Consider the following 16,668-nt stretch of genomic DNA (forward strand, 5'->3'; position numbering starts at 1 on the left):
GGTTAGAAAGGGAGGAAACATTTCATGGACATCAGCAATATGAAACTTGCTACAAAATTGTACGGTGGTATTGGTCTGATCGTCGCAGCTCTTGTGTGTGTTGTCCTGTTCCAGGTGATAAAGATGCGGGAGCTGGGCAATGTCCAGGATCACGGAGCCGACCTGAGTGGCAACGCAGTCGCCATTCAGGAAGTGCAGGTGCGGCTTGAGGCTCTGTACGGCATAATGGCCGACGCTGTTATCAATCGCAATCTTGCCGAATCACGCAAGGAATTCAAGGACGCTAAAGACAACCTTCTGAAAGATGTGGATAATGTGCGTAAACTGGCCGATACGGCGGAGGAAAAGCAGTTGGCTGAAGCCTTTGCCGTCAATCTCGCCAAATATCAGGACCTGTTTGAAAACAGGCAGCTGCCCGAGTTGCAGAAAGGCGCCGGCTCCAGCACGGAAGAGCTCCGCAGGATAGACGCTCTGCTCGATGCAGCACGGGATGCCGCAATCGAGCCGTTGCATAAGATTGTCGTCTCCATCAAGAAGGAAAGCACCAATGGTGATGAAATGTTCGATGCCTTGAGGCAGCGAACCTCCACCATATCCATTGTTTGCAGCGTAGCGGCACTGATCTTCTCGGTCATTTTCGGCTGGCTGCTGGTCAGGAACGTGCAGCGGCAGTTGGGGGGAGATCCTCTCTACGTGGTCGAGATAACACGCAAGGTCGCAGCAGGTGACCTGTCAATGTCCATAGACACCACAGGCAAGGATGAACGAAGTTTGATCTTTGCCATGGCGCAGATGATGTGTACCATAAAGGCACTGGTCGACGATACCGGCGTGCTGGTAAAGGCGGCCATCGACGGCAAGCTCGATGTAAGGGCTGACGCCGACAAGCACCATGGGGAATTCCAGAAAATAGTTCATGGAGTCAACGCGACCCTTGATGCCGTAGTAACCCCTCTGAACGTGACGGCCGATTATGTTGCCCGCATCTCAAAGGGTGACATGCCTCCTCAGATAACGGAGGAGTATAAGGGGCAGTACAATCTGATCAAACAGAACCTTAACCTGCTGATCGATTCCACTAACCGTATAGCAGCAGCAGCCAGGGAAGTGGCAGACGGCAACCTGCAAGTTGAGCTGAAGGTTCGTTCGGAGAATGATGAGCTGATGAAAGCATTGTCAGCCATGGTGGCCAATCTTGTGGAAATCATCGGCAATGTGAAATCTGCCGCAGACAACGTTGCAGCCGGCAGCCAGCAGCTTTCCGCAGGTTCCGAGGAAATGTCCCAGGGAGCAAGCGAGCAGGCTGCCGCTGCCGAAGAAGCATCCTCTTCCATGGAAGAAATGACCGCAAGTATCAGACAGAATGCTGACAATGCCATGCAGACCGAAAAAATCGCCCTGAAATCAACCGCTGACGCCCAGGAAGGGGGAAGGGCCGTTGATGAAACAGTCCTGGCCATGAAGGAAATAGCAAGCCGGATCACCATCATAGAAGAGATAGCCCGGCAAACGAACCTGCTTGCGTTGAACGCAGCCATTGAGGCGGCCCGTGCCGGTGAGCATGGCAAGGGATTTGCCGTTGTTGCTTCCGAAGTACGCAAGTTGGCCGAGCGTAGTCAGAAGGCAGCGGGTGAAATAAGCGAACTTTCGGCTTCCAGTGTCGACATTGCCGAAAAAGCAGGTCAAATGCTCAGTTCCATACTTCCCGATATTCAGAAGACGGCGGAACTGGTGCAGGAGATAAATGCATCCAGTAAAGAGCAGGATACGGGGGCAGAGCAGATAAACAAAGCAATACAGCAGCTTGATCAGGTTATACAAACCAATGCAGGTGCTTCGGAAGAGATGGCCTCCACTGCCGAAGAGCTGGCGTCCCAGGCCGAACAGCTGCAACAGGCAATCGCCTACTTTAAAATCGACAGTTCGGCAGTGGACAAACGACCGATAACCGAAAAAAAGCCGGTGCAAAAGCAACAGGCTAAAGCTGACAAATCTCTGAAAAATGCCAAAGCCAACTGTTATTCAAAAAAGGCCGTGGGCCATGATCTTGATATGCAGGAACCACACAATGAATTGGATTCTGATTTCGAGAAATTCTGAGTAAGGGCAGGAGGTAACAGAGATTCTTATATTTCCAGTTATATGAGAGGCGCTGCTCATCGTTGCAGCGCCTCTCATACCTCATCTTTACTTAGACCGACAGCCCCGGATAACAGCCTGAGACCCACCCCCCAATATACTCCCATGCTTATCTTTGATGACTCCAGAAATTAGTAATTACCTACCATTTTACTATTAAAATTATTTCCACATTCTTTATAAAAAAAGTTTAGAAAAAAAAATAAATTCCGAAAAGTGACATTGTTGAAGCAGAATTTTAATCTCCTTTATTCATCCTTGATGGGGATGCTTGAAGATTAGAGCTGCTCCATCTGCAAATGAACCATATTTCCAGGTTCAATCACATCAACGTGGAGGGGTAAATGTTCAAGAACATGAAGATCGGTACCAAACTGGGAATCGGGTATGGCGTTGTTCTTTTGCTTATGGTGTTAATGGGAGTGCTGGCCTATGTGAATGTGAGCAGGTTGAGCAACAGTATCGATGAGCTTGCCGCAGACAGGTTCCCTAAGACCGTCCAGGCCAACGATGTTATCGATCAACTGAATATTGCCGCCAGAGCTACCAGAAACGCCATCCTTACCGATGACAGGTCGGAGGCAGCTAAAGAAATTGGCCGTATACCAGATTGTTCCAGGATAATTAATGACAGGATGGAAAAACTCAAGGCTGCTATTCAAGATCCGAAAGGTAAGGAGCTCTTTTCTGCCGTTGAAGTTGGCAGGGAAAAGTACCGTGATGATCTGAAACAATTGATCGATCTCATTAATCAGGGGAAGAACGCACAGGCGAAAGCCCTTCTTTTCGGCAAGATGAGGACGAGCCAGCAGGATTATATGCAGGGCATAGCCGAGCTTATCGCCTATGAGACCCAAGAGGTGAATCGGATCGGCAAGGAGGGTATAGCACTTGGCAAGCATACCATAACGATTATTCTGGCGTGCACGATTTTTGCTCTGTTGCTGGGCGCTACAATCGCGTTGATCATCACCCGAGCCATTACCAAACCTGTTGCAGCATGTATTACCGCAGCCAACAAGATAGCCGGCGGCGATATGGATGTGGCTCTGGATGTGACGGCTCAGGACGAAACCGGAAAACTGCAGGCAGCCATGCAGACAATGGTTGAAGCCATAAAAGCTTTAGTGGCAGATGCCAACATGCTTGCCCAGGCGGCACAGGAAGGCAGGCTGGCAACCCGTGCCGATGCAGCCAGGCACCAGGGAGACTACCAACGGATCGTTGCAGGAGTCAATCAGACACTGGATGCCGTTATCAACCCTCTCAACCTGGCCGCGGAATATGTGGACCTGATCAGCAAGGGGGACATCCCGACAAAGATAACCGATAACTACAACGGCGACTTCAACCAGATAAAGATCAATTTGAACAACTGCATCGACATTATGCAGAGGCTGCTGGAGCAGACCGACATCCTCATTCGCGGTGCTGCTGAGGGTGAGCTTGACAAACGTGCCAATGCGGAGCTTTTTACCGGTGGATGGAAGGACCTGGTGAGCGGTGTCAATAATATCCTCACCAATATCGTCAATCCGCTCATGCTGACAGCAGACTATGTAGACCGCATTTCCAAGGGCAACATGCCACCGCTGATAACAGCCGAATACAAGGGGCAGTACAACATTATCAAGAACAACCTGAATCTATTGGTGGATTCGACCAACGGCATCACAGCGGCAGCTAAGGAGATAGCCGGCGGCAATCTGCAGGTGGAGCTCAAGATGCGTTCGGCCGAGGATGAACTGATGCAGGCTTTGTCCGCAATGGTGGAGAAGCTTGTAGCTATTATAAAAGAAGTGAAGTCGGCAGCGGACAACGTGGCCGGCGGTAGTATGCAATTGTCATCGGCGGCACAGGAAATGTCCCAGGGGGCAAGCGAACAGGCGGCAGCAGCCGAAGAAGCATCATCATCCATGGAGGAGATGACCTCGATTATAAGGCAGAACGCCGACAACGCACAGCAGACGGAAAAGATAGCGGTGAAATCGGCCGAGGACGCCAAGGAGGGGGGCAAGGCCGTTGCCGAGACGGTGCAGGCCATGAGGGATATCGCTGACAAGATTTCCATCATCGAGGAAATCGCCCGGCAGACCAACATGCTGGCGCTGAACGCAGCCATCGAGGCCGCACGCGCCGGAGAGCACGGCAAAGGATTTGCCGTGGTGGCAAGCGAGGTAAGGAAGCTGGCCGAGAGAAGCCAGAACGCTGCGGGCGAAATCTCCACCCTTTCCGTTTCCAGTGTGGAGGTGGCTGAGAAGGCAGGCCAGATGCTGGCAAACATCCTTCCCGACATCCAGAAGACTGCTGAACTGGTGCAGGAGATCAATGCCGCGAGCAGGGAACAGGATTCAGGTGCGGAGCAGATCAACAAGGCGATCCAGCAGCTTGATCAGGTCATTCAGCAGAATGCAGGAGCTTCGGAAGAGATGGCTTCAACGGCCGAAGAGCTTTCTTCCCAGGCGGAGCAACTGCAGGATAATATTTCCTTCTTCAGGATCGGTGCGACGGAGCCGGCAAAGCAGGCTAAGGACAAAAAGAAATCTGCCAATGCTACCCATGCCGCTCCTGCAATGGACAACATCAAACACGCCAAGGCCAATGGATATCACAAGAAGGTGGTCGGGCACGATCTGGATATGAATGATGACCATGACAACCTGGACGGGGATTTTGAAAAATATTGATTACAGGTAAAAGAAGAGGAGCCGGATAACTTCCGGCTCTTCGCCAAACTTGCTATGCTCAGGCAGCAAAGGGCTGGAACCCAATCCATCGGGTCCAGCCCTTTTTCATTCTCCAGCCTCCCGATTTGCTCCAGATTTCCCGCCACTTTGTACATGTTTTACTATTTGATTCTACTGTTTTGCGTGCTGAAATTAGAAAAATTTACCTTCAAGTTCTCCGTAATATTACCGAAGAATGTCGGTAGCGACGGAATTCAAGGTAAATGGCATGCAACGGCGGAGGAAAATCATGTTTAAAGAAATGAAGTTGGCAACGCGTTTGGCCCTGTCTTATGGCGTGATCATCGTTTTGATGGTGATTATGGGGGGCATCTCACACCTGGGGTTGAAAAAAATCAATGATGCTGTCGAAGTTCTGGTAACGGACAAATGGCCGAAGACGGTCCAGGCCAACGCAATGATCGGTGAGGTGAATGTGGTTGCCAGGGCGTTGCGCAACATGCTCCTGACCGATGACAAAACCGTCATGCAGAAGGAACGGTCAAGGGTAATCGACGCTACTGCAGCCATCAACAAGCACTATGACGAGCTGGAAAAGACGGTCACGAGCGAGAAAGGCAAAGGGCTTCTAAATACGCTCCAGGACGCACGTGCCAAATACGAGGCGGAAATGGCCCACGTTCTTTCAGTCATAGATGCGGGAGATAAAAAAGCTGCGACAGGCTTGCTTTTCGGCAAGTACCGTCAATTGCAGACCGCATATCTGGAGGCATCGTCAGAGATGATCAGGTACCAGAGCGGTGAAATGGACCGGACCGGCAAAGAGGCGGTGGAGACCTATGGCAGAATTTCCCTGCTTATCTACGTTCTTCTGGCTGTCTGCTTCGCCTTGGCGGGGGTGATCGGCTGGCTGGTGACGAGAAGCATCACCAGGCCCATAGCACAGGCGGTTGACATCAGCAACCGGGTTGCCGCCGGCGACATGAGCGTGGAAATAGGCAATACGGGCGCCGATGAAACAGGCCTGCTTTTAAACAGCATGAAGAAAATGATCGACCACATAAAAATGCTGGTGGACGATACGGATATGCTTGCCAAGGCGGCCGTGGAGGGCAAACTTACCCTGCGCGCCGATTCCTCTAAACACGAAGGAGATTTCCGCAGGGTGGTCGAAGGGGTCAACGCGACCATTAACAGGCTGGTAGGCCTGTTGGACAGTATGCCGGCTCCGGCAATGATAATCGATAATGACTTCAATATCCTATATATGAATGAATTGGGCGCCCAGGTGGGGGGCAAGACGCAACAACAGGTGCTCGGCGCCAAATGTTACGACCATTTCAAGACGTCAGATTGTAAAACCCACAACTGTGCCTGTGGAAGGGCGCTTCAGACCGGGCAGCCGGCAAGCAGCGAGACCGATGCCCATCCTGCAGCCGGCATCGATCTGGAAATCTCCTATACCGGGGTTCCGTTACGTAACGATTCCGGCCAGGTAGTCGGGGCTTTCGAGGTGGTGAGCGATCAAACAGCAGTCAGGAAGGCTGCCCGCCTTGCCGCAAAAATTGCCGATTACCAGAATAAGGAAACGAAAAAGCTGGTGGAAGGGCTGGGAAGGCTGGCACAGGGTGATGTGGATTTGACGGTGGTACCGGAGTCTGCCGATGGCGACACCATGGAAGTAAAAGCGACCTTCGAAAAAATTGCCGAAGCTGTGAATAAATGCGTAGAGGTTATCAACGGCCTGAACACCGATGTAGCAATGCTTGCCCGGGCTGCCATGGAAGGACGGCTGAATATCCGTGCCGATGCCGGCAAGCACTCGGGGGCATATGGTGCCATCGTCCACGGTGTTAACGAGACCATTGGCAGACTGGTGGGCTTTCTCGACAGCATGCCGTCACCGGCCATGATTATCGATAATGATTTTACCATCCTCTATATGAATGACCTGGGGGCAAGGGTAGGTGGAAAGACCCCCGCCCAGGTGGTGGGAACCAAATGCTACGATCACTTCAAGACATCCGATTGCAAAACCGCTCAGTGTGCCTGTCAGCAGGCTATAACCGGCGGAATCGAGGCAACCAGCGAAACGGATGCCCATCCTGCCATCGGTGTCGATCTGGATATTTCCTATACCGCAGTGCCCATAAAGGATGGCCATGGCCATGTCATGGGTGCCCTGGAGGTAGTAACCGATCTGACCGCTGTGAAAAGGGCGGCAAGAGTGGCGAAAAAAATAGCCGACTTCCAGGCGGTGGAAACGAACAAGCTGGTTGATGGCCTGGAACGACTGGCGAAGGGAGAGATCAATTTCACCATTGCCACCGCACCGGCAGATGACGACACCAAAGAGGTGAAACAGACTTTTGACGTTATCGCCCATGCAGTGAATACCACTGTTCAGGCAACTCAAACCATTACGGAGGCTGCCAAACTCGTTGCCGGTGGGGATCTGACCGTAGAGATCAAGGAACGTTCGCCGGAAGATGAACTGATGCATGCCCTTTCGGCGATGGTTAAAATGCTGAATGAGGTGGTATCTGACGTTAAAAAAGCGGCCGACAATGTGGCGGCCGGAAGCCAGGAATTGTCTTCGGCTTCCACCGGAATGTCCCAGGGGGCCAGTGAGCAGGCTGCGGCCGCCGAAGAGGCATCTTCCTCCATGGAGGAGATGTCTTCCAATATCCGGCAGAACGCCGATAATGCCATACAGACGGAAAAAATAGCATCCAAATCGGCCAAGGATGCCCAGGAGGGTGGGAAAGCGGTACTTGAGACCGTTGCTGCCATGAAGGACATCGCCGGCAAGATATCGATCATCGAAGAAATAGCCCGCCAGACCAATCTCCTTGCCCTCAATGCGGCCATAGAGGCGGCCCGGGCAGGCGAACACGGCAAAGGGTTCGCAGTGGTGGCCAGCGAGGTACGCAAGCTGGCCGAGCGAAGCCAGCGAGCTGCCGCGGAAATTTCGGAGCTGTCCTCAACCAGTGTCGGGGTAGCTGAATCGGCAGGAAACATGCTCAGTAAGATCGTTCCCGACATTCAGAAGACGGCAGAACTTGTACTGGAGATAAGCGCCAGTAGCAGAGAGCAGGATGCCGGCGCCGAGCAGATCAACAAGGCAATACAGCAACTGGATCAGGTGATTCAGCAGAATGCAGGCGCTTCCGAAGAAATGGCATCCACAGCCGAAGAGTTGGCTTCACAGGCTGAGCAGCTGCAAAGCACCATAGCCTTCTTCAAGATCCGTGACGCTATTGCCGTGAAACGACCGATGGAACAAAAAGTCATTCCCCAGGTGAAACAAAAGGTGCAGCCGGTCAAGGAGATAAAAAAAGCCAAGGCCAACGGTTATGGGAAAAAGGCAGTGGTCGGTCATGACCTGGATATGACGGATGGACACGACAATCTGGACAGTATTTTCGAAAAATACTAAAGGGATTTTGGTTCCCGGCAAGGCGCGGCGACGCAGCTCCAGCTGCCGCCTTGCCGGAGGAGCAACACAGCCGGGGCCAAGGTGAAGCGAAAGTGCCTGGTTCAAAAGAACCAGGCACTTGAGTCTGATGAAAAAGCCCTATCTGCGGCGTTGCCCTTACCAGTCGTCGCTGCGGCGTACCGTTAAGTACGCCTCACTCCTCAGGTTTCGGGCGCCTTGCACCTAGGGCTTTTTGATCAGCCTTACATATTGTGACTTCGTCAGCAATCTGAAGTGCCTGGTTCAAAAGAACCAGGCACTTTTATATTTAGCTTTACCTTTCATGTTAATTGAATATAATAAACTACTTCAAACTTTATCCCGAAAGGATGATGATGCCGAACGGCTCCAAGGATTATAATATCCTGGTTGATGGGGATGGCAGGGGTGCCCAGCTGTTGGGGCTGGTCTGGACTGTAGTGATTGCGGTCATGGCTATCGCACTTCTCACCGACATTGAGGAGATGGTCGGTTTGATCAATACTTTTGGCCTCGTAATGTTATGGATAGTGGGGATTGGCGGGATCTGTCTGGGAAGCAGAAAACTGCGGCAAAGCGAAGAGAGATTATACTCTGCTGAACAGGCTCTGTGGAAATCAAAGCAGAATCTTGAACTAAAAGTCATGGAACGAACTGCGGAACTGGAAAGGGCCAATCTGCGGCTCAAAGATGAGGTCGAAGAGCGTTTGCGTGCAGAAACCGCTTTACGAGCATCGGAGATGAAATATCGCATCGTAGCCGAGAATACCTATGGCTGGGAGTTCTGGCTGGATGTGCAGGGCCGGTTCATCTATTCGTCACCCGCCTGCAAGGAGATCACCGGTCATGGAGCCGAGGAGTTCGTGACGGATCATGAACTTTTTCGCCGCATTATTTTTCACGAGGATCTGAGGTGTTATGAGACTCACAGAAAAGAGGTTGAAGAGGGGCGCAAAACCGATTCAGTTGCTTTTCGCATCGTCAGGCCGGACGGCAGTATGCGCTGGATCGGCCATGTCTGCCAGCCTGCCTACGATGACGAGGGCAATTTCATCGGTACCCGGGGGAGCAACCGTGATATCAGTGGCCGCAAACGGACAGAAGACGAGATACGCATGCTGAACGAAGAACTGGAGGCCAGGGTAAGAAAAAGGACTGCCCAACTTGAGGCTTCCAACCGGGAACTGGAGGGATTTTGTTATGCCATATCCCATGACCTTCGAGCTCCGCTGACGCGTCTTGAAGGATACAGCCGGGCATTGCTCGAAGACTGCGGTGATACCCTCGACAACCAGGGGCGCACCTATGCGGAAAGCATTGAGAGGAACAGCAAACAGCTGAAAGAGGTCATAGATATACTTCTCGAATTGACAATGCTGACCCGTAGCGACCTGATGGTGGAGGAGATAAATCTGAGCGAGATGTGTCATGAAATTATGAACGACTTGCAAACTGCGTATGTCGGACGCAACATCGAGTTGTTGGTGGCGCCGATGGTCATGGCCAGAGGAGACAGAAACCTGCTGATGGTGGCCCTTAGAAATCTCCTGGATAATGCCTGCAAGTATACGGCGAAGCATCAACAGGCGACTATCGAATTCGGCGTGATGGAGCAGAAAACACGAAAGGTCTTTTTCATCCGCGATGATGGTGCAGGCTTCGATATGAAATTCGCCAAAAAGATGTTCAAGCCGTTCGAACGTATTCACCGCTCGGAAGAATTTTCCGGTGTGGGCATCGGGCTTGCCACCGTGCAGAGGATAATTCAGCGCCATGGCGGGCGGATCTGGGCAGAGGGAGAGATTGAGAAAGGAGCGACATTCTTTTTCAGCCTTTAACGGGTCATCGGAGTTTCCGGATGGCCACTAAATAGATTCTTGACCAAGCCATGGGTTTCCATGGCTTTTTTTGTGTCTTTTTTAGGTTCATGTTCATAGTAAATGGAAAAAACCTTTAAGAAATAAGGTTTCTTTCCGATAAGGCTTACTAGTAATTCAGAAAATAGCTGGTCTTATAAAATTTTACTACGCAAGACATCAAAATGCGGAAAGGAATAAAAACAATGGAACAGGCAACCGATCAGACTGGAGCGACTCAATATCTCACTTTTACCCTCGATGACGAAGTTTTTGCCCTGGATATCGGCAAGGTACGGGAGGTGCTGGACTACACAACGGTGACCAAGGTTCCCCAGACCCCTGATTTCATGCGCGGGGTGATTAATCTGCGCGGCAATGTGGTGCCGGTGGTGGACATGCGGCTGAAATTCGCCATCAATGCCACGGAGAATACCGTCAACACCTGCATCATCATTGTCGAAGTGGCTGTGGACGGCGAGGTCACTATTCTTGGCGCCATGGCCGATTCGGTACAGGAAGTGCTGGACCTGGAACCGGATCAGATCGAGCCGCCTCCCAGGATCGGCACAAAAATGAGGACCGATTTCATCAGTGGCATGGGAAAACGGGATGAGCAGTTCATCATGATACTGGACATCGACAGGATTTTTTCGGGAGAGGAACTGGCTGCGGTGCAGGGAGAAAACATCGCTGCCGCAGCTAATGAATAGGTCATTGAATTGCGTGGCTGAAAAAGGAGGTATGTAATGAAGTTAAGTAACCTGAAAATCGGAACCCGCTTAGGTTTGGGGTTCAGCGTCATATTGGCAGTTTTTGTCATTGCCATTGCCATAACTGCTTTGAGGCTCAATACTGTGCGCCATGAAGCCAGTGAGGTGGTGACGGAATCTCTGCCCCACCTGATGGCTGCCTACGAGATAGATATAGAAATTACTTCGATGGCCGAAGCAATAACAGATGCTGCTGCTACACATGACAGGGAAGGTATTAAGGAAGCTGAAGACAGCTCTAGGAAGGTGATGGAAAACCTTGAGAAATTCAAGGAGATGTTTCGCAAGGAAAACGACACGGCCAGCCTGAAGGATGTTGAGGCGATTGAGAACCGGCTGAAAGATTTCCTGCAACTGGGAGAACGGATGGTGGATGTTTTCATTACCAGTGGCCTGGCAGAAGGAAGCAAGGTTAATGCTGAACTGGATAAAGCACGCGGGCCGTTGGTGGAGCTCGTTGAAAAGTTGCAAAAAGCTCAAAGCGACGAGGCCATCAGGAACTCCCGTGAAGTGGTCAATCAGGCCATAAAGGTATCGACCATCCTCCTTTCCATGGGGGCCGGCGCAATTCTGCTGGGCTGCATCATCGCTTTCTTCATGACCCGCAGCATCACCAAACCCCTCAATGACGCAGTTGGAGTATCCAACCGTCTGGCAGAAGGTGATCTGACAGTGGAAATAGATGCTACCAGCCAGGATGAGACCGGTATTCTGCTTGCTGCCATGAAAAATATGGTTGAGAGGTTGAAGGAAATTGTTGCCGAGGTTAAGACCGCTGCCGACAACGTGGCGTCGGGTAGCCAACAGATGTCATCGGGCTCGGAAGAAATGTCCCAAGGGGCAAGCGAGCAGGCAGCCGCCGCCGAAGAGGCATCGTCCAGCATGGAGGAGATGTCCTCCAACATCAGGCAGAATGCCGATAACGCCTTGCAGACGGAAAAAATCGCGGTCAAATCCGCCGGTGACGCCCGTGAAGGGGGGAAGGCAGTGGAAGAAACGGTCCATGCCATGAAGGACATCGCCGGGAAAATATCCATCATCGAAGAGATCGCCCGCCAGACCAATCTCCTGGCGCTCAATGCCGCCATAGAAGCCGCCCGTGCCGGAGAACACGGCAAGGGTTTTGCCGTCGTGGCTTCCGAGGTACGTAAGCTGGCAGAGCGGAGCCAGAAGGCAGCAGCAGAGATCAGCGAACTGTCCGCTTCCAGTGTGGAGGTGGCGGAAAAGGCAGGGGATCTTTTGACGAAGATGGTGCCGGATATCCAGCGAACCGCCGAACTGGTGCAGGAAATCAGCGCCGCCAGTAGAGAGCAGGATACAGGGGCCGAGCAGATCAACAAGGCGATCCAGCAGCTGGACCAGGTGATCCAGCAGAATGCGGGGGCGTCCGAAGAGATGGCCTCCACCGCCGAAGAGCTGGCTTCCCAGGCAGAACAACTCCAGTCTTCAATTTCCTTCTTCAGGATAGGTGACGGGGAATCGGTGAGAAAGAATACCGCGAAGGCCCCGTCTCCAACCAAAACCGTTCAGCCCCGCAAGGTGAAGATCCAGCATATTGCCCGTGCCGAAAAGGCGAACGGCTATCCTGCCAAGACTTCAGTTGGTCATGACCTGGATATGACAGGCGGAGTCGACCATTTTGATAAAGAGTTCGAGAAGTTTTAGATCTCGCTGTTGTAGTCACCGAAGCCGCGCTTTGCGCGGCTTTTTTTTTAAATAGTTAAACCATCTAAAGAAAAATATGCGTCAGACGATAAGTAATCATGCTGCTTTGAACAGATTTGTCGAAAAGGGGGAGTCTATGGAAGGATCTCAGATTGAAGGTGCAACACAATACCTTACTTTTACCCTGGATGAAGAAGTCTTCGCCCTGGATATCGGCAAGGTGCGGGAGGTGCTGGATTACACGACGGTGACCAAGGTGCCCCAGACCCCCGATTTCATGCGAGGTGTCATCAACCTGCGCGGCAATGTGGTGCCGGTGGTGGACATGCGGCTGAAATTCGCCATCGATGCCACGGAGAATACCGTCAATACCTGTATCATCATCGTCGAGGTGGATGTGGACGGTGAGATCACGATCCTCGGTGCCATGGCCGATTCGGTGCAGGAGGTGCTGGATCTGGAGCCTGATCAGATCGAGCCGCCACCGCGAATCGGCGCCAGGATGAGGACCGATTTCATCCGCGGCATGGGCAAAAGGGATGAGCAATTCATCATGATCCTGGATATCGACAGGATCTTTTCCGGTGAAGAACTGGCTGCGGTGCAGGCCATTGATGACGATATCTCACAGGTTTCCAACGGCTGACTTTTACCAGTTGATAGTCAAAAGGAGGATAGCAATGAAGGTTTGGGACTTGAAGATTGGAATGAGGCTAGGCCTTGGCTTTGGACTGGTGCTGGTCATGTTGCTGCTGGTAGGGTTGGTTGGCTATTGGGGGGTAAACGCCGTATCGGGTACTACAGTGGCTATGCTGGACGGCGATGCGGTAATAGCCCAGCATTCTGCCCGTGCCCGGGCCAACATCCTCGGATTGCGGCGTTATGAAAAGGACACGTTCATCAACATCGCTTCCATGGATAAGGTGGATGAGTACTTCAAGAAGTGGAACGGGGAGCGGGAAAAGGTCGAGGAGCGGATTGCCTCCCTTGAAAAGGTAGCCGTGACTACGCAGGACAAGGAGCAGGTAAAGATCATCAAGGATAAGCTGGCTGGATACGCTGCCGGTTACAACAAAGTCTATTCCCTTATAAAAGAGGGGAAAATCTTGACTACTGCCGATGCCAACAAGGCCATTGGCGATGTGAAGGATGAAAGTCATAAAATGGAGGCGACGGCCGTTGAATTTGCCCAAGAGGCCAATAAACGCATGGAAGGGGCGAAGAAACTGGTAACGGCGAAACAGGACAAGACGGTGGTGATGATGCTTATCGTCAGCCTGATCGCCATAGCTGTTGGATTCCTGATCAGCATCCTCATCACCCGCAGCATCAAGAAACCGATTTCGGAAGCGGTTGATGTCGCCAATAAGCTGGCGGATGGAGACCTGTCGGTGGATATCGTGGTTATGTCCGGCGATGAGACCGGTCAGCTGTTGAGTGCCATGAAGAACATGATCGACAGTCTGCGTGAATCGGCGCTGGCTGCGGAAAGGGTGGCAGCAGGGGATATGTCCGTCGAGATAAAAATCCGTTCGGACAAGGACCTCCTGGGTCAGAACCTGACGGCAATGGTTGCTGCCATCAAGGGCATACTCAAGGAAACGGTCACCCTCATTACAGCCATTCAGGAAGGAAAGCTGGATCGGCGCGGCGACACCTCCGGTTACCAGGGGGGATGGGCCGATCTGTTGACCGGAATCAACAGGCTGGTGGATGCCTTTGTAACGCCATTCAAAATGACCGCCGATTGTGTCAATCGCATCAGCAAGGGTGACGTACCGCCGCAGATTACCGATGCCTATCAAGGGGATTTTAACGAGATCAAGAACAACATCAATCAGCTGATAGAGGCGATGAACAATGTTACACTGCTGGCCCAGGAGATTGCGGGGGGTAATCTCCTGGTCAAGGTGGAAGATCGCTCGGCAAACGACCGCCTGATGCAGGCCCTGGCCCTGATGGTGAAAAAGTTGACGGAGATTGTCACCGAGGTCAAAAACGCTGCCGATAACGTGGCCTCAGGGAGCCAGCAGATGTCGTCGGGCTCGGAAGAAATGTCCCAGGGGGCAAGCGAGCAGGCGGCAGCTGCCGAAGAGGCATCATCCAGCATGGAAGAGATGTCATCCAACATCAGGCAGAACGCCGACAACGCCCTGCAGACGGAAAAGATAGCGGTGAAATCTGCCGGCGACGCCCGTGAAGGGGGCAAGGCAGTGGAAGAAACGGTCCGTGCCATGAAGGACATCGCCGGGAAGATATCCATCATCGAAGAGATCGCCCGCCAGACAAACCTGCTGGCGCTGAATGCAGCCATAGAGGCCGCCCGTGCGGGAGAACACGGCAAGGGTTTTGCGGTGGTTGCCTCCGAGGTGCGCAAGCTGGCAGAGCGGAGCCAGAAGGCCGCAGCAGAGATCAGCGAACTGTCCGCCTCAAGCGTTGACGTGGCGGTAAGGGCTGGGGACCTGCTGACGAAGATGGTGCCGGATATCCAGCGAACCGCCGAACTGGTGCAGGAAATCAGCGCCGCCAGCAGAGAGCAGGATACCGGCGCCGAGCAGATCAACAAGGCGATCCAGCAGCTGGACCAGGTGATCCAGCAGAATGCGGGGGCGTCCGAAGAGATGGCTTCCACTGCCGAAGAGCTGGCTTCTCAAGCAGAGCAGCTCCAATGTTCAATCTCCTTTTTCCGAATTGAGAATGTCGAGCAGGGGAGAAAAGCCGCTGCCAGGGCACCTGCTTACCAGAAAGACAAGCAACCCCAAAGGATCAGGATTCAGCACATGGGCAATGGGGAAAAGGCCAACAGCCATCCATCCAAGTCTGCCGTAGGCCATGATCTGGATATGGACAGCGGAGTCGACCACATGGACGTGGATTTCGAAAAATACTGATCTGTCCATATCTCTTGTATCTGAAGGGCAGAAGTCCGTTGGCGTCAGCCGGACTTCTGCCCTTTTCCATGCTCGTTTTCTTTAGCAGGCTGTTGAAAAACTATTGCGGACCCGCGGGGCCTGAAGGGCCGGTCTGCTGTGTTGCCGCTCACTCGGAAACTCAACGTACATCACGGTACGTTTCGCTCCCTCCTTCACTTGAGCCTTGCATCCCGACCTCCTCATCACGTTTTTCAACAACCTGTTAAACAATAGTCTCCTTGATCCGATAAGTACTCCAAAGAACTACCTGCTGCAATCTGCAGGAGTATCACAGGGAGGTGATAATGGACCATGCTTCCGACGCTGCTCTGAATGGACGTCAATCCTTGTCGACAAAGGATTTTAACCGGTTGAGCCAGTTCATATACGATGAGCTGGGCATAAAGATGCCGCCGGCAAAAAAAACAATGCTCGAGGCGCGGCTGCAGAAACGGCTGCGTACCCTGGATATATCTTCATTCAGTGACTACTGCGAGTATCTTTTCAGTAGCGAAGGGATGGAAGAAGAGATGGTCCAGATGACCGACCTGGTGACGACCAATAAGACCGATTTTTTCCGCGAACCTGAACACTTCGATTATCTTTTGAACAGGGTTCTCCCCGAATGGGAAAACAAGCACAGGGGGAAAAAGCTTATGGTCTGGAGCGCCGGCTGTTCCTCGGGAGAGGAGCCATATACCCTGGCCATGGTGCTATCCGAGTTTGGTGAAGCCTGTCCTGGGTTCAGATTCGAAATTTTGGCTACCGATATTTCCTCACGGGTCCTGGAGAAAGCCAGGCTTGCCATATATGAGGAAGAGCGGGTGATTCCTGTCCCCATGGCCCTGAAGAAAAAGTATCTGCTGCGCGGCAAAGACAAAAACAATCCCCGGGTGAGGATTATCCCTGCCCTGCGCGACAAGGTCCATTTTCGCAGGCTGAATTTCATGGATGGCGATTTCGGCATGCGGGAACAGCTGGATATTATTTTTTGCAGAAATGTCATTATTTATTTCGACCGTCAGACTCAGGAGCGGCTCTTGAACCACTTTTACATGCACATGGCTCAAGGTTCGCATATTTTCATGGGGCACTCCGAAACCCTCAACGGATTAAACGTGCCACTTACGGCGGTTCATCCGACTGTCTACAGGAAACTCAGATGAGAGGAATAATCTC

The 16,668-nt window shown here is 52.3% G+C and carries 9 protein-coding genes; all 9 read left to right on the forward strand.

The window, feature by feature from the left end; translation table 11 throughout:
- The first annotated feature begins 24 nt into the window (after positions 1-24).
- The 9 genes from GEOB_RS11250 to GEOB_RS11295 all read left to right on the forward strand — a co-directional run bounded on the left by GEOB_RS11250 (position 25) and on the right by GEOB_RS11295 (position 16,655).
- A complete protein-coding gene (locus tag GEOB_RS11250) occupies positions 25-2,100 on the forward strand; it encodes a methyl-accepting chemotaxis protein (protein ID WP_012647344.1) in 2,076 nt (691 codons plus the stop codon).
- A gap of 383 nt (positions 2,101-2,483) precedes the next feature.
- Positions 2,484-4,826: a methyl-accepting chemotaxis protein gene (locus GEOB_RS11255; protein ID WP_012647345.1), complete on the forward strand. Its 2,343-nt coding sequence runs from the start codon at positions 2,484-2,486 to the stop codon at positions 4,824-4,826.
- Positions 4,827-5,115: 289 nt separating this feature from the next.
- Entirely contained in the window at positions 5,116-8,265 is a 3,150-nt protein-coding gene (locus GEOB_RS11265; protein WP_012647346.1) for a methyl-accepting chemotaxis protein, read from the forward strand.
- Positions 8,266-8,594: 329 nt separating this feature from the next.
- A complete protein-coding gene (locus tag GEOB_RS11270) occupies positions 8,595-10,121 on the forward strand; it encodes a sensor histidine kinase (protein WP_230198931.1) in 1,527 nt (508 codons plus the stop codon).
- Between the two features lie 224 nt (positions 10,122-10,345).
- Entirely contained in the window at positions 10,346-10,852 is a 507-nt protein-coding gene (locus GEOB_RS11275) for a chemotaxis protein CheW (RefSeq protein WP_012647348.1), read from the forward strand.
- 36 nt (positions 10,853-10,888) lie between these two features.
- Positions 10,889-12,577 (forward strand): methyl-accepting chemotaxis protein, encoded by a 1,689-nt coding sequence (locus GEOB_RS11280; RefSeq protein WP_012647349.1) that lies wholly within the window; start codon positions 10,889-10,891, stop codon positions 12,575-12,577.
- Between the two features lie 136 nt (positions 12,578-12,713).
- A complete protein-coding gene (locus tag GEOB_RS11285; protein ID WP_012647350.1) occupies positions 12,714-13,223 on the forward strand; it encodes a chemotaxis protein CheW in 510 nt (169 codons plus the stop codon).
- Between the two features lie 34 nt (positions 13,224-13,257).
- Positions 13,258-15,468: a HAMP domain-containing methyl-accepting chemotaxis protein gene (locus tag GEOB_RS11290; RefSeq protein ID WP_012647351.1), complete on the forward strand. Its 2,211-nt coding sequence runs from the start codon at positions 13,258-13,260 to the stop codon at positions 15,466-15,468.
- Between the two features lie 326 nt (positions 15,469-15,794).
- Positions 15,795-16,655, forward strand: coding sequence for a CheR family methyltransferase (locus GEOB_RS11295; protein WP_012647352.1), 861 nt, complete (start codon positions 15,795-15,797; stop codon positions 16,653-16,655).
- The last annotated feature ends 13 nt before the right edge of the window (positions 16,656-16,668 follow it).

It is taken from the genome of Geotalea daltonii FRC-32, assembly GCF_000022265.1.
GTDB lineage: Bacteria > Desulfobacterota > Desulfuromonadia > Geobacterales > Geobacteraceae > Geotalea > Geotalea daltonii.